The sequence below is a fragment of the Citrobacter sp. RHBSTW-00986 genome (assembly GCF_013783065.1).
Taxonomy (GTDB): Bacteria; Pseudomonadota; Gammaproteobacteria; order Enterobacterales; family Enterobacteriaceae; genus Citrobacter; species Citrobacter braakii.
Window position 1 is genome coordinate 186205 of record NZ_CP056201.1, and the last position, 19207, is coordinate 205411.

Below are 19207 nucleotides of genomic sequence, written 5' to 3' on the forward strand. Positions count from 1 at the left end.
GAGAGATGATTACAGCTACAGAACTCCAAGAGTTATCACGCCAGGTTGAAAATGCTAACATTGCCCGAGCCCTGGCAGTTAAAGAGTTGGTTAAAGAGACAAGAGATCGTCAGTTTTCATTGTGGGCGCTATTTATTGGTCTCTTCAGAGAGACACCGGCGCGAAAAAAGCTGAACGAATGTGAATTGCATCTTAACCTGCTGCTGCCAAAATGCAGGAGCATCTTTCTTCAATACGTAGTTATGTCCTCGTTGGAAGAAATTTCGAAATCACCAGATTGTGAGATTTATCAGCATCTAGTCAACTGCTGGAAAGAAGCTCAGATAAAATATAACGAGTCAGGCAGACGACTCAAACTTGCAGAAAATGCCCGTGAACTATTAAAAACAGCAAAGGATGAATGTAATAGTGCTTCCACAACTGAATTTCTGGATATGGTTACTACCAGTAAAGCAATATCCATACTTTCAGCAATAGACACATCCTCTGCGAGTAGTTCGTTAAAGAGAGCTATGGGTGCGCTTAAGCGATTAGCAGATGAAATGCCTGCCCGGCAATCACCTATTGATTCAAATTTACCAGATGACACGCTTGATCTGTTTGTCGATCTGACTATAAATCCTGTTATCGATATTCTCTCCTGGTTAAATATTGAAAAGCTGGATAATGCCGAAGTGCAGTGCAGCAAAGCCTTAAAGAAACTTCAGACGTTATTAGGACAACTGGGTGCTGAGCATGATTTGAGAACTAAGGATTATCAATCTCAATTAGATACGCTTAAGAGAATTGAACAACCATACATCAAAAAGGTGATGCGGCATATACCCGAAAATATGAAGTTCAAGGAGCCTGAGTATCTCCAGACTATAGGAATGAACCCATGACTCTAAAATATATAATCGCTCTCGCAATATTTCTGACATTTGTGTGCTTTGCAGCTTTCATACTTATCTACGCGAGTCGAACAAAACGAGAACAACAACAAACTCAGCAACCTTTGGACGAGCATGATCAGCAGGCAGATATTAATGCCGATGCCGACGAGAACGCCGCACTTGATGGGTTGAGCGAGTACTTCATCAAAAAAAATTCGATATTGCCAAAAGTCCTGATGGATCTTTATGTGCGCTTGAGTGCGGTGTTCAATGGTCAGTACATTATCGCACCCCAGGTGCTTGCCCGGGACTTAGTAGAGCTGGAGCTCGAAGATGAACCGGTTGCCCCGGTTGACGTACTTCAGGCGCAACAGTACGCAGATGAATTCGTGTTCGATTTTGTTCTCTCCGATGCGCATACCGGGGAACTAGTGCTAGCAATGATCAATGAAGATGCTATCAGCGCTCAGCCTGAAGGAGAGTTCATTATTGCCCTTTTTAAAAGAACTCACATTCCTGTCTTTCGCTATGAAACGTTGTCAGGCTTGGACGATAACGCCCTGGCAGTCAACATCGCTGAATCAATAGACGATGGCCGATTCTCTTAGTTCCACAAGGAATTTATTATGTCTCTGTCAAAAAAACAAAGAATAGTACTGAGGGCTAAATTTGGTGGTCGATGTGCATATTGTGGCGAGGTACTGAAAGAAAAAGGTTGGCACGCTGATCACGTAGAACCTGTGCTAAGGAAATCCGTCCAGGATATGCAAGCTGCGGCCAGAGGGAAATTTAAGCTTAAGGCTACCGGTGAAGTGTTTAATGAAAGTGCCAACTGCTTAGAAAATCTTTTCCCAGCCTGTGCGCCCTGCAATCTGCTCAAAACAACATATTCACTGGAAATGTTCCGCAAACAAATAAGTTTACAGGTTGAAAGGGCACGGAAGAGTAGTATGAATTTCAGAACGGCAGAAAGATTCGGCCAGATAAGCATTGTAGAGAAACCCATTGTTTTCTGGTTTGAACAGTATTCAGAGAAAAATGGTGCTATCAAATAAACGACTAATTTAACATTATCATGGCGCGTATCGCGCACTGCTTCGTCAAATATTCAGCCGTGATAATATTGTTTAGTAGGCCCATTACGGAGCGTATATGACTAATCATACAAACTGGACTGGAGACCTGACCGAAGGCGCAACTATATTTGTAGCCACACCAGATGGCCAGCTCAGCAAATGTAGAGTCGAGTCCGTTCGAGACCGACATTTCTCGGTCGAGGGTATTGAACGTGAATTCGATAAGTTGAATGCCTGCTCAGTTGATGGGTTACTACACTCTTACCCCGACGATTTCGAGTCGAGGGAGTTATTTGGTCTGTGCCAGCAAAAAAACAGGCTCAAGTCTCTGCAAATTGATTCATTATCGTTACAGCAAGTCCAGTACATGCTGGCTGGCCTGGAACTTGCCAGGAAGAGATATGGATACCAGTACCGAGGCAGCAAAGCCGTAGATACCAATCAGAAGGGTAGACTGGCCATGAGCATTGATGATTCGCTTCACCCAATTCAGATCGCTTATATACTGGCAGGTTTAAAATTATCTCTCCTTCAAACAGAGGTGAACCATGACTGCTAACCAACGTAAACGTCCTTCGCGTAACAATCGAGCTGTCCAGTTAACGTCCGAGCAGCTGGTAGAAGCGAAGACGCTTGACCTGAAAGCCCACCATTCGTTTAAAAACCTTATGGGTCTTGCTGCAATCAGTGTCGTGGTGTTTGTCTGTCTTGGCTCCTTGATCCATAAACAACGCTCAGTAATGAACGAATGGGACCTGGGTGAAGTGATCAGAGGCGTTGATTTGAAAGCCGGAACCCTCGCAAAAAACAACTTTTTCATCACCAACAAAGGGCAGTTTGAAGCAAGTGGCGTTACAGTGTCACTTACGGGTACAAAACTGAAATTACAGCAGCATCAGGACGGAAAATATTACGTTTGTAATTCTGCAACAGGTGATTGTGTTCTGGTATCCGATGTACAAGCTGAAAAAATTCGTGACCAGCTGTAGCGAGGGGAAAATATCGGTTACTGTCACCGGTAACCGAAGGAACCTTCGTATATGTCACGACAAGAAGCCGCAACGCAGTTATTTATGTCTGCACCACCAGCAAGTATTGATGTCGTTATTGAGCAGCTGGAAAGGGACGCTCAAGCAGCCGGTATCGATATCCATACAATCTCTGTAATGGCCAGCCTGTTACGTGATCGAATAGAAGCATACAGTGACGTGCTTAAAATCGAGCCTGAGCGGGTGATACACGCACTTGAGGTACTGCGAGGTACGGAAGTGCCGTGGGCTTTTTACACTCCGTCCAGGCTACCTGAGCTTGAAGATGTTCATTGCTGGGAAACTCCTCACGATTTTGACCAAGACCTAGGTGAACACCAGCTGCGGCGCTATATTTGCCCTAAATGCGAGCATGAATCAACCGACCCAATGCGCTGCACGGCTGGCCATGCTCCTGGAGTTAACCAGTATCCTGAAAGCTGTGATGCCACTATCTGGAATTCGCCCGATTCTTGGGATAGTATTAACCCTATAATAAAATTAATTATCAAATCTACGTTCCTGGCTGACCTGACTGTTCATACAATCTTCTATCCGAAAGGGTTGAAGCTTCCTGAAATTCAGGACGTTGAGTAGTCTGCTTCGGGCTCTGTGATCTGATAGTTATATATACCTCATTTAAGACCCCTTACTGGGGTCTCTTTTTTTGGACTTCCGCCGTGCTATGTACTTCACGGTATCCCCAAATATCCCGGCTTATGTAGTTCGTCGATTTGCTTCGTCACCTGCCATACCTGTCTCATAATTTCTCTATTTGGAGAAATCTGATGAACCTACCGACAGCTGTATTAGCGAATAACGATGAAAATGAATCAGACGTCCTCAGCCTTTATGCTAATCCCGTAGACAGTCAAAGTGGCCTCATTGAACATGACGGCTTTCAAAAACTAAATGCCATGCGCGATCTGCTGGTGGAATACAACACAACACTGAAGCACATGCAGGCCATGTATGATGCAGTGATGCGGAACCGGCATGATGAAGCATGGCGCATGTTCTGTGATTCTTGTGACAATTCCATCAAATATACGCTGGCTGTAGAAAATTTGTTCTGTATAGAACGGGCCCGCTGTGCTCTCGATGAAAAGTACTGGCAAAAGCTGCTCGATCTGACCGGCGTAAAACCATTTATGCCCACCGAAAGATACGATGACTGGAACGAAGGATTAAGGGCATGGCGAAAATCATCAGAATCAAATTTTGAGAAGCTTAAGCCTGTACCCTTCAACGAAGAAAGTATCTTTTCTACCGCATTCGCATTGAATGAAGAGAAAAAAGACTACTTCGCCCAGATGGTTCATGGTGTGTTTGAAAAGCTCTCCGCTCTGCATAAGACTAACCGTGCCCAGGGCTTCAGCAACAAACTCATCATAGCCAGCTGCTTACCAAGTAGAGATAACCGCAGATCCTATGACTATCTCAACTATTTTAATGACCTTCGTAAGGTTATTGGACTGATGTATGGACGAAGCGGTGCTGAGGATGTGAATTCGGCTGCGGTCAAAGAGTACATGATGAGTAACCCTGGCGAATGGGTAAGTATTGATAACGATAGTCTTAAAGTGAAGGGGTTTATTAACGGCAATGTGCATATCCTGATTGAGGAGGAAACTTGTGACAATCTCAATCTGGTACTATCCCATTTAATGCCAGGCTGCATTCCTCTCGATCGCCGATACACCACCGGCCATAACTCCGCAAGAACTGTAAAAACCAATGAATATCGGTCGCAGTTGATATCATTCTCTGCTGTTAACTCCTTAATATCATATGCCACTGACCATTTGAACGCGGGCAAACACCTGTCACCGGGGCCGCACACTTTTATCCTGCGGGACAACCAGTCTGTTAGTGAGAAAAAAGAACTGGTGAACATATGGGAGTCATTGGGTGCTGTCAGAAGATATAGAGAAGTATATGACTTTGACTTTAGCCCCGTTGAAGCATTCAAACTTCTGGCATTACATGGTTCTATACCTGACCGCTATACGCACCAGTTCTATGCAACGGTCGGAGAACTCCAGAAACGAGCAATTGATGAATGTATGGTGGCTTCAGGTATGCGTTTGCTGGAACCGAATATCGGTCTTGGTGCGCTACTGAAAGGGTTACCAGAGGGGGTGGATGTTACTGGTTTTGATATACACCCCGCAGCTGTTGCAATTACTGGCCTGCGCTGGAACGTCACCCTTAATGATTTTCTATTGGTCAAGCCTGAAAATACCGGCTTGTTTGAAAGAATTCTGATGAATCCTCCATTTAGTGACTCACGCTGGATTGCACATTTTCAACATGCGATGAGATTCCTGAAACCGGGAGGACGCTTGATAGCAATACTGCCAGGGAGCGCAAAGGAGCATCTTTTAACCCGAGAAGCTGGGCCCGGTTACGACATCAATATTCTGGGTTGCTATGACAACGCCTTTGAAGGAACCGCAGAATCCATAAAACTTTTCTCCGTTGATGCCCATGAATAGTGGGGAAAGGAAGAGCTGGTCGAGTTAATTTCGTCACCCGTAACTGAACAGAAAAAATGAGATAGAGAAAAAGCCGTCAGTTTGTCGATGTTAAATGCTATTCAAATTTTTCAACATGCGACAATTGAGCCAACTACATGAAGAGGAAACACAATGTCAGCATTTCTCATCAATAAATTATCTTTCGAAGATACCAAACAAATAATGTTGTCCTCCATGAAAACAATGGCATCTCTTCATGGTATTTTGGCAATATTCTTGCCGATAATTGCTGGTGGTGGACTCCTGACACTCATCATGAAAAATGTGACAATGGAGGGGCTTGCATTTTTTATCTTACAGCCAGTTGTACTCACCCTCTACCTTACGGCTATCTTATGCCGATATCAAAGCTCAGAGCTAAGATTGAATATCTGGGAAGAACTACGCAACTTTATCGTTGTGTTAGTTTATGCATTATTCCTGACCGTACTAATGATCGTAATATTGTGGTTAGTCAAATTTATGATTGCTTCAGCGGTTGCGGGTGAAACCAACCATGTTGAATATAAACAACCAACATTAACAAGCATTAGTCTGGCTTACTCCAACCTAATAGTGTATTTCAATATGTACGCCCTTGCCACTTTGAGCGTATTTATCGCTACGCCAATGCTCGTTTTATTCATACCAACAGTTACGCGGTGTAAAGGTTCTCTGCTGAAAAGTATACCAGTCATTTGTAAAAGTACTTTTATGAATATTGGGCCGTTGTTCGCATTTTCAGCTATCTCTGGTGTTGTTTTACTTTCGTGGTCATACTTTTCGCTCAGGTATGAATGGTTAATCCCGGCAGCAACTATACCTCTGGCCTACTTATCAATATTGAATTACCAGCTGTCTGAAGCAGCATTGCCTCGTAACCAATAAAAAGGAAACCTGTGATGAGAAAAATAATATTAAATGCGGTTGTTTGTTTATTTGCAATTAATGCATCAAGTTTCGCAATATCAGCGGAAAGCTCTCCATCTCGTGACGAACTGAATGACGTGATGAAAGTTCATGCTTCCGAGATTGCTGCTGTTATCGCATGTAAAGACTACCTCGAAAATGGCGAGGAACGTTTGACTGAAGCGAAATCAAAAGCTGGCCGTGTACTGGGTAAGATGGTAGGCAATCAAGCCAAGGGTAGCGAGTATGCTAGTCGGATTCTGGTAACTGTTAACGAAGCTAAGCCAGATGAGCAACTGAAGGCTGAATTCGACAAGGTCAACCTTGACCACTCAGTCCGCGTTGCAAAATGCGCTCAGCTAGTAGCTGGTAATGCCGCACGTGCGGACGATGCTGATATCAATTATCTGAATTAAGAGGCTAGCAATGGCGAAGATCAGGATCACTCATCGTTATGACATCAATAAAGACATGTTCTATGGCGTAGAAACTAACCAGCCATATGAAAAGGTTGTTCAGAGGTTAGCTTATCTCCAATTGATTCATTCCACGTTGCCTGATTTTCCCTACATGGCTAATTGCCTGGAACAGGCCGATGCAGTAGAACTCTATTGTCGAATCTTTGGTGGTATTCCTTTAAACACAAATCAACATTATACCGCAGAGATTGATTTATATAGAAACTGGGAAATAGATACACGCGAACTCGTTAATGACATTAATTGCCAAAATTCAATTGCCATTTCCGGCTGCGTAGAAAAAATATTTAAATACATTGTTGAAAACTCTGTTCAGATCTATCAGCTCACAAAAGAAGCTTATAAATTAGGGCAGGGCATGACTAATAATGAAAAAGAAGAAATGGCTCTTTTACTGATTTATATGGATTGGCAACTTCAAAGGATGGATCGTGTTTTAATGGGAGAAAAAATTCAAAAGGAATGGGATTGGCACGATTTTGAGGGAAGGTTGATTTCAGACATTTCGTATACACACACCGGACAACCTGACCTATACATCCACAAAGATTAATGTCATTGACGCACAAGCTGAATATATTTCGACCTTGCACAAATAGCAAACAAACACATTAGAAAGAATTAACCATGCATCTATAATGGATTCTGTTAAGCATAAAATATGGGTAGTAATAGATCCGTTATTGAAAATGTAAGACATGCTGGTAGAGTAAAACGAATGATAACCGTTTACCTTCTCTGTTCTGGCGGATGCCAGTTTATGGATGTGCATACTGGAACTATTTGAAATATGTAGGTAGAGGGATCTACTTACTATGTAGTGTGATTAAAAATATTCTGTTTTCTATGTGGTCAAAAAGTTCAGTATGAGTGATATATGATTGATGATTACAAAAGCTTCCTCAAAAACCCCAGGGAATTTACCGGAACTAATTAGTTACTCTCCGTCAGGCAGACTGACCTGCCCCCACGATTAGATACAACACTCAGTTAGTAACGTCGGAATCTTCATTCTCAGAATGACCCTTTCTCCAGCCCGCTGCAAATTCAGACGGTGTCTGATAATTCAGCGTGGAGTGCGGGCGGCATTCGTTATAATCCTGCCGCCAGTCATTAATAATTTTCCTGGCATGAACGATATCGCTGAACCAGTGCTCATTCAAACATTCATCGCGAAATCGTCCGTTAAAGCTCTCAATAAATCCGTTCTGCGTTGGCTTGCCCGGCTGGATTAAGCGCAACTCAACACCATGCTCAAAGGCCCATTGATCCAGTGCACGGCAAGTGAACTCCGGCCCCTGGTCAGTTCTTATCGTCGCCGGATAGCCTCGAAACAGTGCAATGCTGTCCAGAATACGCGTGACCTGAACGCCTGAAATCCCAAATGTAGATTCAATTGGTCAACGCAACAGTTATGTGAAAACATGGGGTTGCGGAGGTTTTTTGAATGAGACGAACATTTACAGCAGAGGAAAAAGCCTCTGTTTTTGAACTATGGAAGAACGGAACAGGCTTCAGTGAAATAGCGAATATCCTGGGTTCAAAACCCGGAACGATCTTCACTATGTTAAGGGATACTGGCGGCATAAAACCCCATGAGCGTAAGCGGGCTGTAGCTCACCTGACACTGTCTGAGCGCGAGGAGATACGAGCTGGTTTGTCAGCCAAAATGAGCATTCGTGCGATAGCTACTGCGCTGAATCGCAGTCCTTCGACGATCTCACGTGAAGTTCAGCGTAATCGGGGCAGACGCTATTACAAAGCTGTTGATGCTAATAACCGAGCCAACAGAATGGCGAAAAGGCCAAAACCGTGCTTACTGGATCAAAATTTGCCATTGCGAAAGCTTGTTCTGGAAAAGCTGGAGATGAAATGGTCTCCAGAGCAAATATCAGGATGGTTAAGGCGAACAAAACCACGTCAAAAAACGCTGCGAATATCACCTGAGACAATTTATAAAACGCTGTACTTTCGTAGCCGTGAAGCGCTACACCACCTGAATATACAGCATCTGCGACGGTCGCATAGCCTTCGCCATGGCAGGCGTCATACCCGCAAAGGCGAAAGAGGTACGATTAACATAGTGAACGGAACACCAATTCACGAACGTTCCCGAAATATCGATAACAGACGCTCTCTGGGGCATTGGGAGGGCGATTTAGTCTCAGGTACAAAAAACTCTCATATAGCCACACTTGTAGACCGAAAATCACGTTATACGATCATCCTTAGACTCAGGGGCAAAGATTCTGTCTCAGTAAATCAGGCTCTTACCGACAAATTCCTGAGTTTACCGTCAGAACTCAGAAAATCACTGACATGGGACAGAGGAATGGAACTGGCCAGACATCTAGAATTTACTGTCAGCACCGGCGTTAAAGTTTACTTCTGCGATCCTCAGAGTCCTTGGCAGCGGGGAACAAATGAGAACACAAATGGGCTAATTCGGCAGTACTTTCCTAAAAAGACATGTCTTGCCCAATATACTCAACATGAACTAGATCTGGTTGCTGCTCAGCTAAACAACAGACCGAGAAAGACACTGAAGTTCAAAACACCGAAAGAGATAATTGAAAGGGGTGTTGCATTGACAGATTGAATCTACAGCGGCTTTTTTTAATATGTCCCGTTCGTCGGTAACCCGCTTCAGCTCTTTCTGGAGACGGCGGATCTCGGCCTGAGCATCTGACTCTTCTTTATTAGTGGAAGAATCTGGACCGTACTTCTTTATCCAGGCGTAAAGGCTGTGGGTGGTGATATCGAGACGTGTTGCAACGCTGGCAACAGAATAACCGCGATCAACAACCTGTTTGACTGCTTCAATTTTAAACTCTTCGGGATAACGCTTACCGCTCATGGGCACCTCTCTTTAAGCCATCTTAAATGACTCTGAGGTGTCTGTTAAACCCGTGGCGATTCAAAATGAACCAGTGCCACCAGACTAAATTGTGACAATCGATAGCCAATACTGCAAGAGAACCTAAGAATAAAAGGTATCGCTATATGACAGCTCAGTCGGTAAAATCGAGGAAACCATGTCGGATCACCATTGTAGTTTCTGGTTAGTTCAATAATGAGGTATCCCCAATGACATCCATTCTGCTTACTTCTGATTCTGTTGATGGGTACACTTTTTGTATTTCTACTGATGGTAATGGATGTAAGCTGTCAGTCAGGCCAGAATACCGGCGCAATGGCACACAAACTTATGATGGCTGGTTTCCCAGATACTACTCAAAGCCTCAGTATGCTAAAGCAGCGTTAACAAGGTTCCTTGGAGAATCTGTTAACTGGTCACCACGGACGGGGCTCAGTTAGTCACAGGATACGTAACAGCCTGAGTCCGAGGATACCAACAAGTCAAGAGAACCCCCTGATAAACCCTTAACAATCAACACCTTACCTTGGTGCGCTTAATGAACCTTATGTTGAATTATGGTTAAGTAGTCGATTTTATGGTTGGAAGTGCCTGTTTGCAGTAAAATGCAGTTCATTACCTTTAACCACTGGAACTAGACATGGCTAATGAAGATCTCCCCTCTGGGTGCAAACGCTGTAAAGGATGCAATCAGGTTAAACCCTTCGAAGAATTCGGTAAGGAACTTAAGGGTAAGTTTGGCCTTAAAAGTAAATGCAAGTTGTGCATTAGCGATAAAAACAGAAATTATGCTGCCGGTTCCGGTGCAGGTGTAAAACTCCAAAACAATAAAAAATACCAGACCGAGCATAAGAGTGAACTGGCAGAAAAGATGAGAGTAAGACGGGCAAAGAAAAAATTTGGAGATAACTATGAAGCATATCTAGCATCTTTAGAAAGGATTAAAAACCTCTGATAATTACATAACAACCTTAGCCAATAAGACACAAAGATTATGTATTGTTGCTTTTATTTCAAAGCATCAACTTTATTGAAAAGTTACGCTATACACTGTGCAATTTATTATGCTGATTTAATTTGGTGATTATATGAGTTGTCATGACAGAGACATCAATAAGATCCTTCAATCATTCACTCACTTAATGGTTGAAGCAAAAAAAAGCATCTTTCATTCAAAATCAATGAAGGTTCAAGGTCTTCAGTTAGTAGATGAGTTATACATCCGTGCCCGGACGGGAAAAATGTCATACCTCGGTTCGTCGGTACTGGTAGTCGCAACCATTTCAGTGAAGACCCCAGGCAAAGGATTTTTCAGACAGTTACTCTCGAAATTAAAAGAAGCAGCTGAGACAAATAACTACATCTTAAAGGTTGAGAATGTCATCAGCACCGAACTTAGGGAGTTTCTTATCAGAGAGGGTTTTTCATTTCCTGGTGAACGGTGGATGTGCGGTTCCGGCTACTGGGCTCCATCATCACTTAGGCTTAATGACCAATTAAGCACCCTCCCCGTCTAATATGAGGCCGTAAATGTTCATAACCCCTGAAGTTGCTTATGTCTGCGAGCTGTTACATAAATATGATGTACTTCCACTCGAATGTGATGGTCATACTATGGTTGTAAGTTGCCTGCTAGATAGATTCTGTATACCGCACCAGCGCATCGTTGGAGAAGTAACGTTGGCTGGAACTGGCCAGATAATTCGACCTCATCTGTGGATAGAGTATGACGAATACATAATAGATTACCGCCTCCGCATGTGGGCAAGGAAAACCGAAGATAATGTTAGTCTAGTGCCTCATGGCATCTTTATCGAAGATAAAAGTCAGGCAATTTACACTGCTCAAAGAATTGCAAATAAAGCCATGATATCAGACTCGATAATTGATTTTATGACAGATGGGTTATGGACTAAGATTCTCCTAGAAATCCCTGGTAAAAAAAGAATTACATAAAGCAGGAGGATTAAGTTTGTTCATAAAGTTTTTCTTCACTGACACTCAAAGCAAAGATGTCTTTTTCCAAGCACCAATCTTAGAAAATATTTGCTTTTCTACTGACTCAAGTTGGTTCATTAAAAGATGATAGTCAGGAGTCTCAGCTCCAATGTTCCCTTCCCACTTTAGAATCAATTCACTTACCTTCCCTTTTAATGTTGCAAGGAGAACAAGCTGTTTCTTCGCGAATACAATCTCTTCCTGATGTATGTTTTTCTTTGCCATTGTAGTGTAGGTTCCATATCCATGTTGATTTATGTTAAGGATTACATTTTATTAACAATATTTTTATTGATTGTAAACACAAATCTCAATGGAATAGCATGAATTAAAGTCATCACGACCATTTTACCTAGTAGTATCAGCATGATAGTAAGTGAAATCAGATTATAAAAAGCAGATAGTCATATCGAACAAAAAGATAATTGAAATAAAACAAAAAACCATCACTGTTAAGTGATGGTTAATGATTTCAATATGGAATTATTTAGTAATCAAACAAAATAACCAGGATTATTAATCAGATCACTTTGTTGAGTACTATGTGCCATTTCAACAAATTCAGACACGCTTGTAATTTCATTGAGTGTGGTGATTGCGAATAATCGAAAAGAAAACTCTTTATTACCTTTTCTTGGGTAGATGTTCAGGAAAAAATTCAACTTTTGACCAACCGGACACATACTTGAAACCGCAGCATAAGATTGTGTCTGTCTGAGGTACTGAGTGAGGAATTGAGCAAGATCAACACCCTCATCAGACGTTAACGACCTGGATGTCTGAACCTTTAATAACCTTACAAGGTTATCTATGGCGGTCTGAATAGGAAGAAGTTCTATCTGAGGAACCTTCAAAAAATCAGCTATGATAATACCAAGTAACTGGCTCTGATCGTTCATGAAATTATGGATATAAAGAAAGTGTGAGTCACCGAATCTTTCAGCAGAATCATACTTAAAATTCCATTCATTCAATACTGCACTGTACTTCATTTTATTCATGGTTAGCTCCTCTTTATATAAAAAAAGATTAACGCAACATTCATCGGTGACGAAATTCTAAGACCCGTTAATTTCGCCCCCTATTGGGGTCATAAAAAATTGTCACGCTACGGCCTGTCTGGCAGAATCCCCTGAAACCGATTTGCGATAAGTAACCCTGATGAAAAACCTCATTAATGATGTTGCGACTGAAGCACGGGCATTACTGAACGGTATCCTCGCTGACTGTGATACCGATGACACAACGGGCACATGCCTATTTGCCAGTCTGCTATTAGCTCGTCTGGCACATAGCAAAGGGTTATCAGCTGTGATTAGAGGTGGCGATGGGAAATCTGACGGCGGGTTATTCACTATGTATGGCGGGTTCGGTCATTACTGGTGTGAGATCTCCAACAACGATGAATTCCATATTGTTGATATATCGGCAGATCAATTTGGCTTCGAAGGAGTTATCGTTAAGAACATCAAAGAGGTAGAAGGCTGGCCACGTTACATCCCTGGAAACCAGGATGTCGTAAATGCTGGAGTTGAGGAGCTCTTCAACCACGGATACTAAATGGTCGAGTCTAAGTGCGATTTATACACCTCAAAACGCCCCCATTCTCGATTCAAGAATTATTGATTTACAAGTAATATCAGAAATATTTAGTTCACTCTAAGGCAAGTGAATGAAGAAGAAATTACCGTCATGGTCACCAGCTGAAGATCTGAAGCTTATAAAAGGGCTTAAGGATGGTTACTCATTTGCAGCGCTTACGTCCATTCTTGGATACAATGAAAGGATAATCCAGTTAAGATGTATCGAGTTGGATTTATACCTTCTCATAAGAGAAAATCTCTCCGAGCCTAACGAAATTACCCTCAAGCCTAACTCTTCAATCAGAGTGCCACCGGCTGAACCAGCTTCAGGTATAACTCTTAAAACCCTGCTAGATAATGGATGGGTAGCACACTGCATAAATGGTGAAAATGTTCTGTACTCTCCAGAATGGTGGCGAACAAGAAACACAAGCCTGTTAGTACCCGAAGATGAGGATACTGATCAGCTACATAAGAAAACATCTTCACACCTCATTACCGGTAAACCGTGGACTCCTGACGATACTCGGGCCTTACTTAAGGCGATACAACATGGTATCAGTAAAACGGCACTTGCCGAGCTTACCTTAAGAAGCCATCAATCCACTCTTCAGCAACTTATAGAGCTTGGAATGATTACCGTGGGCGCTGAAGACGATTCATCTAGTACGGTTATATGGTTAAATAAAAAAATAAGTTCTGCGAAATTATCAAAAAAACGTTTTCTTGATGTCCTGCCACTAATCGAATTCGGCTGGCACATTGATGGATTCGACCTTACCGCCCCAGATTGGTGGAGCAAGCATATAGTGCTTAATGAAATTATCTATGAAACCGTACCAGATAAAACCATTTCAAATTACCCGGCCAGAACTGACATTGATTGTGATAGTGAAAAACCACAACAAATTAAGGAAAGATCAGTGCCTGAACGGAACCAAAGAGAACCACAAAAACCAGCCAAATGGGTATGTGGAAACTATAAGTTTTTAATTACACTTCTATCTGAGCATCGTTCAATAGAAGTGATTGCCAAGAAAATGAATAGGACAGATGGCGCGATTAGGTCACGTCTACAGCATATCGGTATAACGCGTTACGAGAAACCAACAAAACCTGGTGAAAAAGGAAGTGTCATTAAAGCTACATCAATTTCTACAGATATCTTCAGAAACCAGCCATTTTTTGTGAAGAGATTACTCATAGATGCCGGATGGTCTGAAAAAAACAATGAATTGCATTGCCCGGTCTGGTGGAGCAATTATCCACACAACGTTTAACGGGCTTAGTCACGAACTCTACCCTGGAGAACTATATGTTTGATTATTTTAACAGACCATTTGACACTTTCGACTGGGCGCTGATTATAGGATGCGGAATCCTTTTTGTCGGGCACTTTATCTGGAAAATCTTCTTCAGCGATGAAGGCCGTAGGAAAATTGATAATGAAGCGCCGCCTCCAATCATGACTCAGAAAGTAGATGATGAAACGGATGGTAAATAAGCACACAAAAATAAAACGCCCTTAAGGGCGTTTTATTTTATTTCGACAGATATTTAATATTAGACTCTATCAAATAAGTAAGCCTACGGCCATTTCTAACCGTCAGCAGTATAATCACCACAAAAATTACGGCAAGTATAAAAAATATTAGAGCAGTACTTTTTATAATATATTTAATATAATTGGATTTAAGATCATTTCCCGACTTCCAAGCAGAAAGAGGATTTGAAGCAAGCGCACCAGACTTGTAACCAATGTCATAAATATGGTAATCAATAGCTTTATAAAGTTGTGAATCAAACAGTGTGTTTTTGTCTTTGACACTATCCTCTTTATATTCAGGCATTAACAAAACCAAGTTTCCAAGATGATTTTTATAATTGCTATCAGATACTTTTTCAGCAGTAATTATTACACCTCTGAGTAACAGGCCATCGATATCTCCCAGTTTTTTTGCAGTAGCTGGTTTAGGATCTGCAAGTGCTTTTTCAACTGACTTTCTTAGTAAACTCCCTCTGTCTCCATAGATTTCATACAAAGAGTCCAAGTCTCCAGTTTTCATAGCAGTACTTATTTTGTCGGTATTGTATTTATAATTATGAGGCTCATCACCAAATGCAGCAATAAATAAATTAAACCCTACAAACAATACTATGCAACTTGTCATTATCTCAAGTTGTAAACCATTCCCATTAATAATTGCCCCTAGTATTACAATCAATATACATACACCCACACCAACTCTTCCATATATGGAAATAAATGATCCAATCGTATCAAAAGCATTTTCAGGAACTAACTCATTGGAGCGTAGAATGTTGAATATATCGTCAGAAACCTGTTTGACTTGCTCATCTACTGGCATGTCTGATGGAATACAAAACCATAATATTAGAAATATAATAGCGAAGATTAGAGATATAGCTAAGGTAAAATATATAGCTCTATCACGCTTCCGTCTAATAGCATTCTCAACATCATCATATGGATTACTTTTTCTGATTCTAGCCATAGCACATCCTCTAAATTTAACTATTATTTGGAAGACAGTTCTTTTGCTACCATAAAACGCTTCTCCTTCCATTGCGCTGCGCGAGCTTCAAGCTGGGTATGTTGCGTCTTGGCTCGGTCGTGGATTTTTTTAATTTCTCGACCGGCCTCATTGATCTGGTTTGATATGTAATCAATTGTCTCAACATCATATACAGTACGATTAGCTGTTTTGGCTACACGAATACTGCTCTCTTTTACTAACAAAGCTTGACGTCTGGCTTGTTGATTTACAGAATCACCAATTGCCTGAATCAGTAATGAGCTTTTATCACTCCTTTCGGCCTGGTCAATAATAAGATGGCTGCGTTTAGAAGATGGTATCGTTACTTTAATAATAGTTTCAAACTGGTCTACCATCGAGAGGTTATTGAACTTCATCATTTTCATCATCTTTAGGTCTTCAAATGCCTTTTGTTGTTCCGTGATCATGTCATTTCGACGTTTTGTTATGAGGGCGATTTGATGTTCAATATTCATTGCTTCCATGCTCAGCATGGTATTATCAGGCTGATTTTTTAGTTCCTTACGAATAGAAGCCTGAACTGTTTGTAACTTCTCCAGAATGTAATAGGCAGCTACAATGTTAACCCCTGTATTTTTTACACTAGTTAAAGCTTGGTCATACATTCCATCAATATTTTTATTCATTTCAAACAACCCCTCCGATATGCTTTCGATATCCGAGGTTAAAATATCGATTTGTCCTTTAACTGAATCAAATCTTGACATTGCACTAAAATGAAGACCGATGGCTTTCATTATGAAAGGCCCAACATACGGTATCCGTGACAGTTTCTTTTGAAGATAACTTGGTTCGACTGCATTACTGACTTCACGAGCCAGTGCAACAATCTCATTCAGAGTCTCTCCCTTCTTGCCCTGAGATGATGAGCTGACGCTGAGAAGGAGGTTATCAAGATAATTAATATCAGTAGTGTCCTCCAATCGTCCAAAGTTATGCGCGGCATCAATATCACCAATCTGGAAAGATCTGACTGCATCTTTTATTGATGATTCCATACTTACATCAACAGCATATTTATCAAATTCCTTAGCCACTTTGACATCTAATATATCAATACTATTTATGATCTTTGAATCGCCACGGATAATCTAGACACTTCCGAGCCGTTGATAATACTGGTTTTCATATTCTGTCGGTGACATCTGATCGCTAGAACCATGCCGACGCTTACTGTTATAAAACATTTCGATGTAATCAAAAATATCGCTGCGGGCTTCTTCCCGCGTTCCGTAGATCTTTTTCTTTATCCGTTCGCGTTTCAACAACTGGAAAAAGCTTTCTGCAACCGCATTATCATGGCAGTTACCGCGACGGCTCATGCTGCCCTCCAGGCCGTGTGATTTCAGGAACGACTGCCACTCATGGCTTGTGTACTGACTGCCCTGATCCGAATGAACCAGCACCTGTTTTTGGGGATTACGCCGCCATACAGCCATCAGCAGTGCGTTCAGGACAATGTCCTTTGTCATCCGGGATTGCATGGACCAGCCGATAATTTTGCGTGAGAACAGATCAACAACCACGGCAAGATACAGCCAGCCTTCGTGGGTCCTGATGTAGGTTATGTCCGTTACCCAACGCTCATCCGGAGCATCCGGATTGAACTGTCGCTGGAGCCTGTTGGGCGACACGATACTGGCCTCGCCTTTACGTGCCCGCGGGCTCCGGTATCCGACCTGAGCCTTTATCCCGACACGTTTCATCAGTCGCCAGACCCGGTTCACTCCGCACTGTTGCCCGCTGTCCCGCAGATCCAGATGGATTTTGCGATAACCATAAACGCATCCCGATTCCAGCCAGAACTGTTTAATCTGTCCTGTCAGTCTCAGGTCTGCCTGATGGCGTTGTGAATGCGGCTGCTGAAGCCAGGCGTAAAAACCACTGGGATGAACATCCAGCACCCGACAGAGCAGGCGAACAGGCCAGCAACAGGTGTTGTCACGGATAAAGGCGTACCTCAGTCGGACAGCTTTGCGAAGTACGCCGCTGTAGATTCAATCTGTCAATGCAACACCCCTTTCAATTATCTCTTTCGGTGTTTTGAACTTCAGTGTCTTTCTCGGTCTGTTGTTTAGCTGAGCAGCAACCAGATCTAGTTCATGTTGAGTATATTGGGCAAGACATGTCTTTTTAGGAAAGTACTGCCGAATTAGCCCATTTGTGTTCTCATTTGTTCCCCGCTGCCAAGGACTCTGAGGATCGCAGAAGTAAACTTTAACGCCGGTGCTGACAGTAAATTCTAGATGTCTGGCCAGTTCCATTCCTCTGTCCCATGTCAGTGATTTTCTGAGTTCTGACGGTAAACTCAGGAATTTGTCGGTAAGAGCCTGATTTACTGAGACAGAATCTTTGCCCCTGAGTCTAAGGATGATCGTATAACGTGATTTTCGGTCTACAAGTGTGGCTATATGAGAGTTTTTTGTACCTGAGACTAAATCGCCCTCCCAATGCCCCAGAGAGCGTCTGTTATCGATATTTCGGGAACGTTCGTGAATTGGTGTTCCGTTCACTATGTTAATCGTACCTCTTTCGCCTTTGCGGGTATGACGCCTGCCATGGCGAAGGCTATGCGACCGTCGCAGATGCTGTATATTCAGGTGGTGTAGCGCTTCACGGCTACGAAAGTACAGCGTTTTATAAATTGTCTCAGGTGATATTCGCAGCGTTTTTTGACGTGGTTTTGTTCGCCTTAACCATCCTGATATTTGCTCTGGAGACCATTTCATCTCCAGCTTTTCCAGAACAAGCTTTCGCAATGGCAAATTTTGATCCAGTAAGCACGGTTTTGGCCTTTTCGCCATTCTGTTGGCTCGGTTATTAGCATCAACAGCTTTGTAATAGCGTCTGCCCCGATTACGCTGAACTTCACGTGAGATCGTCGAAGGACTGCGATTCAGCGCAGTAGCTATCGCACGAATGCTCATTTTGGCTGACAAACCAGCTCGTATCTCCTCGCGCTCAGACAGTGTCAGGTGAGCTACAGCCCGCTTACGCTCATGGGGTTTTATGCCGCCAGTATCCCTTAACATAGTGAAGATCGTTCCGGGTTTTGAACCCAGGATATTCGCTATTTCACTGAAGCCTGTTCCGTTCTTCCATAGTTCAAAAACAGAGGCTTTTTCCTCTGCTGTAAATGTTCGTCTCATTCAAAAAACCTCCGCAACCCCATGTTTTCACATAACTGTTGCGTTGACCAATTGAATCTACAGAAGCCAACCTGATCTGTCTTCGCAACCTCGCGGATGTTTATGACGTTGATCATGACGACATCAGTCTTGAA

22 protein-coding genes and 4 pseudogenes are annotated in these 19207 nt (G+C 42.4%); 18 read left to right on the forward strand and 8 right to left on the reverse strand.

Annotation, left to right across the window (positions count from 1 at the left end):
- Positions 1 to 5: 5 nt before the first annotated feature.
- From HV345_RS24810 to HV345_RS24855, 10 genes are all read left to right on the forward strand, one after another.
- On the forward strand, positions 6 to 884 hold the full coding sequence (locus tag HV345_RS24810) for a hypothetical protein (protein WP_009654998.1): 879 nt from the start codon (positions 6 to 8) through the stop codon (positions 882 to 884).
- The gene (locus HV345_RS24815; protein WP_223226832.1) at positions 881 to 1483 is read left to right on the forward strand and encodes a hypothetical protein; all 603 of its coding nucleotides are present in this window, start codon (positions 881 to 883) and stop codon (positions 1481 to 1483) included. Before HV345_RS24810 ends, HV345_RS24815 begins: the two co-directional genes overlap by 4 nt.
- 18 nt (positions 1484 to 1501) lie before the next feature.
- Positions 1502 to 1930 (forward strand): HNH endonuclease, encoded by a 429-nt coding sequence (locus tag HV345_RS24820; protein WP_032951321.1) that lies wholly within the window; start codon positions 1502 to 1504, stop codon positions 1928 to 1930.
- A gap of 97 nt (positions 1931 to 2027) precedes the next feature.
- The gene (locus tag HV345_RS24825; RefSeq protein WP_032951323.1) at positions 2028 to 2510 is read left to right on the forward strand and encodes a hypothetical protein; all 483 of its coding nucleotides are present in this window, start codon (positions 2028 to 2030) and stop codon (positions 2508 to 2510) included.
- Positions 2500 to 2940 carry a hypothetical protein gene (locus tag HV345_RS24830; RefSeq protein WP_223226831.1) on the forward strand — a complete coding sequence of 147 codons (441 nt, stop codon included), beginning with the start codon at positions 2500 to 2502 and terminating at the stop codon, positions 2938 to 2940. Before HV345_RS24825 ends, HV345_RS24830 begins: the two co-directional genes overlap by 11 nt.
- Positions 2941 to 2991: 51 nt before the next feature.
- Positions 2992 to 3576: a hypothetical protein gene (locus HV345_RS24835; RefSeq protein ID WP_032951326.1), complete on the forward strand. Its 585-nt coding sequence runs from the start codon at positions 2992 to 2994 to the stop codon at positions 3574 to 3576.
- A 191-nt stretch (positions 3577 to 3767) separates the two neighbouring features.
- Positions 3768 to 5477, forward strand: a complete 1710-nt coding sequence (locus HV345_RS24840; RefSeq protein WP_007372173.1) for a DUF4942 domain-containing protein — start codon at positions 3768 to 3770, stop codon at positions 5475 to 5477.
- Between the two features lie 153 nt (positions 5478 to 5630).
- Complete coding sequence (locus tag HV345_RS24845; RefSeq protein ID WP_009654999.1) at positions 5631 to 6386, forward strand: hypothetical protein; 756 nt, start codon at positions 5631 to 5633, stop codon at positions 6384 to 6386.
- A gap of 14 nt (positions 6387 to 6400) precedes the next feature.
- Positions 6401 to 6823, forward strand: a complete 423-nt coding sequence (locus HV345_RS24850; protein ID WP_043016719.1) for a hypothetical protein — start codon at positions 6401 to 6403, stop codon at positions 6821 to 6823.
- A 10-nt stretch (positions 6824 to 6833) separates the two neighbouring features.
- The gene (locus tag HV345_RS24855; protein WP_043016718.1) at positions 6834 to 7439 is read left to right on the forward strand and encodes a hypothetical protein; all 606 of its coding nucleotides are present in this window, start codon (positions 6834 to 6836) and stop codon (positions 7437 to 7439) included.
- A 433-nt stretch (positions 7440 to 7872) separates the two neighbouring features.
- Here HV345_RS24855 and HV345_RS24860 read toward each other — a convergent pair.
- A pseudogene (locus tag HV345_RS24860) lies at positions 7873 to 8271 on the reverse strand (integrase core domain-containing protein); the annotation flags it as partial.
- Here HV345_RS24860 and HV345_RS26585 point away from each other — a divergent pair.
- Positions 8269 to 8337: pseudogene (locus tag HV345_RS26585) on the forward strand (hypothetical protein); the annotation flags it as partial. The pseudogenes HV345_RS24860 and HV345_RS26585 overlap by 3 nt on opposite strands.
- Positions 8334 to 9485 carry an IS30-like element IS30 family transposase gene (locus HV345_RS24865; protein WP_001254932.1) on the forward strand — a complete coding sequence of 384 codons (1152 nt, stop codon included), beginning with the start codon at positions 8334 to 8336 and terminating at the stop codon, positions 9483 to 9485. The pseudogene HV345_RS26585 and the gene HV345_RS24865, both read left to right, overlap by 4 nt.
- A 9-nt stretch (positions 9486 to 9494) precedes the next feature.
- Here the strand turns inward: HV345_RS24865 and HV345_RS24870 are convergent.
- Positions 9495 to 9743, reverse strand: a pseudogene (locus tag HV345_RS24870) (transposase); the annotation flags it as partial.
- A gap of 661 nt (positions 9744 to 10404) precedes the next feature.
- On the opposite strand from HV345_RS24870, the gene HV345_RS24875 reads away from it, so the two are divergent.
- The 3 genes from HV345_RS24875 to HV345_RS24885 all read left to right on the forward strand — a co-directional run bounded on the left by HV345_RS24875 (position 10405) and on the right by HV345_RS24885 (position 11720).
- Complete coding sequence (locus HV345_RS24875) at positions 10405 to 10719, forward strand: hypothetical protein (RefSeq protein ID WP_009652923.1); 315 nt, start codon at positions 10405 to 10407, stop codon at positions 10717 to 10719.
- 133 nt (positions 10720 to 10852) lie between these two features.
- Positions 10853 to 11281: a hypothetical protein gene (locus HV345_RS26590; protein WP_032155219.1), complete on the forward strand. Its 429-nt coding sequence runs from the start codon at positions 10853 to 10855 to the stop codon at positions 11279 to 11281.
- 13 nt (positions 11282 to 11294) lie between these two features.
- Positions 11295 to 11720 carry a hypothetical protein gene (locus HV345_RS24885; protein ID WP_016241518.1) on the forward strand — a complete coding sequence of 142 codons (426 nt, stop codon included), beginning with the start codon at positions 11295 to 11297 and terminating at the stop codon, positions 11718 to 11720.
- A 45-nt stretch (positions 11721 to 11765) separates the two neighbouring features.
- Here HV345_RS24885 and HV345_RS24890 read toward each other — a convergent pair whose 3' ends face one another.
- Together HV345_RS24890 and HV345_RS24895 are read right to left on the reverse strand one after the other, a co-directional pair.
- Positions 11766 to 11987 (reverse strand): hypothetical protein, encoded by a 222-nt coding sequence (locus tag HV345_RS24890; protein ID WP_048213849.1) that lies wholly within the window; start codon positions 11985 to 11987, stop codon positions 11766 to 11768.
- Between the two features lie 269 nt (positions 11988 to 12256).
- Complete coding sequence (locus HV345_RS24895) at positions 12257 to 12763, reverse strand: hypothetical protein (RefSeq protein ID WP_007372203.1); 507 nt, start codon at positions 12761 to 12763, stop codon at positions 12257 to 12259.
- Positions 12764 to 12923: 160 nt separating this feature from the next.
- On the opposite strand from HV345_RS24895, the gene HV345_RS24900 reads away from it, so the two are divergent.
- From HV345_RS24900 to HV345_RS24910, 3 genes are all read left to right on the forward strand, one after another.
- Complete coding sequence (locus HV345_RS24900) at positions 12924 to 13322, forward strand: hypothetical protein (RefSeq protein ID WP_016241897.1); 399 nt, start codon at positions 12924 to 12926, stop codon at positions 13320 to 13322.
- Positions 13323 to 13434: 112 nt separating this feature from the next.
- Positions 13435 to 14625 carry a hypothetical protein gene (locus tag HV345_RS24905; RefSeq protein WP_048213848.1) on the forward strand — a complete coding sequence of 397 codons (1191 nt, stop codon included), beginning with the start codon at positions 13435 to 13437 and terminating at the stop codon, positions 14623 to 14625.
- A gap of 35 nt (positions 14626 to 14660) precedes the next feature.
- A complete protein-coding gene (locus HV345_RS24910) occupies positions 14661 to 14849 on the forward strand; it encodes a hypothetical protein (RefSeq protein ID WP_007372207.1) in 189 nt (62 codons plus the stop codon).
- A gap of 37 nt (positions 14850 to 14886) precedes the next feature.
- Here the strand turns inward: HV345_RS24910 and HV345_RS24915 are convergent, their stop codons facing one another.
- The 4 genes and pseudogenes from HV345_RS24915 to HV345_RS24930 form a co-directional block, all read right to left on the reverse strand.
- Positions 14887 to 15861: a hypothetical protein gene (locus tag HV345_RS24915; protein ID WP_048213847.1), complete on the reverse strand. Its 975-nt coding sequence runs from the start codon at positions 15859 to 15861 to the stop codon at positions 14887 to 14889.
- 23 nt (positions 15862 to 15884) lie between these two features.
- A complete protein-coding gene (locus HV345_RS24920) occupies positions 15885 to 16961 on the reverse strand; it encodes a toxic anion resistance protein (RefSeq protein ID WP_227675418.1) in 1077 nt (358 codons plus the stop codon).
- Positions 16962 to 17015: 54 nt separating this feature from the next.
- Positions 17016 to 17909: pseudogene (locus HV345_RS24925) on the reverse strand (IS3 family transposase); the annotation flags it as partial.
- A 12-nt stretch (positions 17910 to 17921) separates the two neighbouring features.
- Positions 17922 to 19073, reverse strand: coding sequence for an IS30-like element IS30 family transposase (locus HV345_RS24930; RefSeq protein ID WP_001254932.1), 1152 nt, complete (start codon positions 19071 to 19073; stop codon positions 17922 to 17924).
- Between the last annotated feature and the right edge of the window lie 134 nt (positions 19074 to 19207).

Coding starts and splice junctions, on each gene's coding strand:
- HV345_RS24810 (WP_009654998.1), top strand. CDS start 6: ATGATTACAGCTACAGAACTCCAAGAGTTATCACGCCAGGTTGAAAAT.
- HV345_RS24815 (WP_223226832.1), top strand. CDS start 881: ATGACTCTAAAATATATAATCGCTCTCGCAATATTTCTGACATTTGTG.
- HV345_RS24820 (WP_032951321.1), top strand. CDS start 1,502: ATGTCTCTGTCAAAAAAACAAAGAATAGTACTGAGGGCTAAATTTGGT.
- HV345_RS24825 (WP_032951323.1), top strand. CDS start 2,028: ATGACTAATCATACAAACTGGACTGGAGACCTGACCGAAGGCGCAACT.
- HV345_RS24830 (WP_223226831.1), top strand. CDS start 2,500: ATGACTGCTAACCAACGTAAACGTCCTTCGCGTAACAATCGAGCTGTC.
- HV345_RS24835 (WP_032951326.1), top strand. CDS start 2,992: ATGTCACGACAAGAAGCCGCAACGCAGTTATTTATGTCTGCACCACCA.
- HV345_RS24840 (WP_007372173.1), top strand. CDS start 3,768: ATGAACCTACCGACAGCTGTATTAGCGAATAACGATGAAAATGAATCA.
- HV345_RS24845 (WP_009654999.1), top strand. CDS start 5,631: ATGTCAGCATTTCTCATCAATAAATTATCTTTCGAAGATACCAAACAA.
- HV345_RS24850 (WP_043016719.1), top strand. CDS start 6,401: ATGAGAAAAATAATATTAAATGCGGTTGTTTGTTTATTTGCAATTAAT.
- HV345_RS24855 (WP_043016718.1), top strand. CDS start 6,834: ATGGCGAAGATCAGGATCACTCATCGTTATGACATCAATAAAGACATG.
- HV345_RS24865 (WP_001254932.1), top strand. CDS start 8,334: ATGAGACGAACATTTACAGCAGAGGAAAAAGCCTCTGTTTTTGAACTA.
- HV345_RS24875 (WP_009652923.1), top strand. CDS start 10,405: ATGGCTAATGAAGATCTCCCCTCTGGGTGCAAACGCTGTAAAGGATGC.
- HV345_RS26590 (WP_032155219.1), top strand. CDS start 10,853: ATGAGTTGTCATGACAGAGACATCAATAAGATCCTTCAATCATTCACT.
- HV345_RS24885 (WP_016241518.1), top strand. CDS start 11,295: ATGTTCATAACCCCTGAAGTTGCTTATGTCTGCGAGCTGTTACATAAA.
- HV345_RS24890 (WP_048213849.1), bottom strand. CDS start 11,987: ATGGCAAAGAAAAACATACATCAGGAAGAGATTGTATTCGCGAAGAAA.
- HV345_RS24895 (WP_007372203.1), bottom strand. CDS start 12,763: ATGAATAAAATGAAGTACAGTGCAGTATTGAATGAATGGAATTTTAAG.
- HV345_RS24900 (WP_016241897.1), top strand. CDS start 12,924: ATGAAAAACCTCATTAATGATGTTGCGACTGAAGCACGGGCATTACTG.
- HV345_RS24905 (WP_048213848.1), top strand. CDS start 13,435: ATGAAGAAGAAATTACCGTCATGGTCACCAGCTGAAGATCTGAAGCTT.
- HV345_RS24910 (WP_007372207.1), top strand. CDS start 14,661: ATGTTTGATTATTTTAACAGACCATTTGACACTTTCGACTGGGCGCTG.
- HV345_RS24915 (WP_048213847.1), bottom strand. CDS start 15,861: ATGGCTAGAATCAGAAAAAGTAATCCATATGATGATGTTGAGAATGCT.
- HV345_RS24930 (WP_001254932.1), bottom strand. CDS start 19,073: ATGAGACGAACATTTACAGCAGAGGAAAAAGCCTCTGTTTTTGAACTA.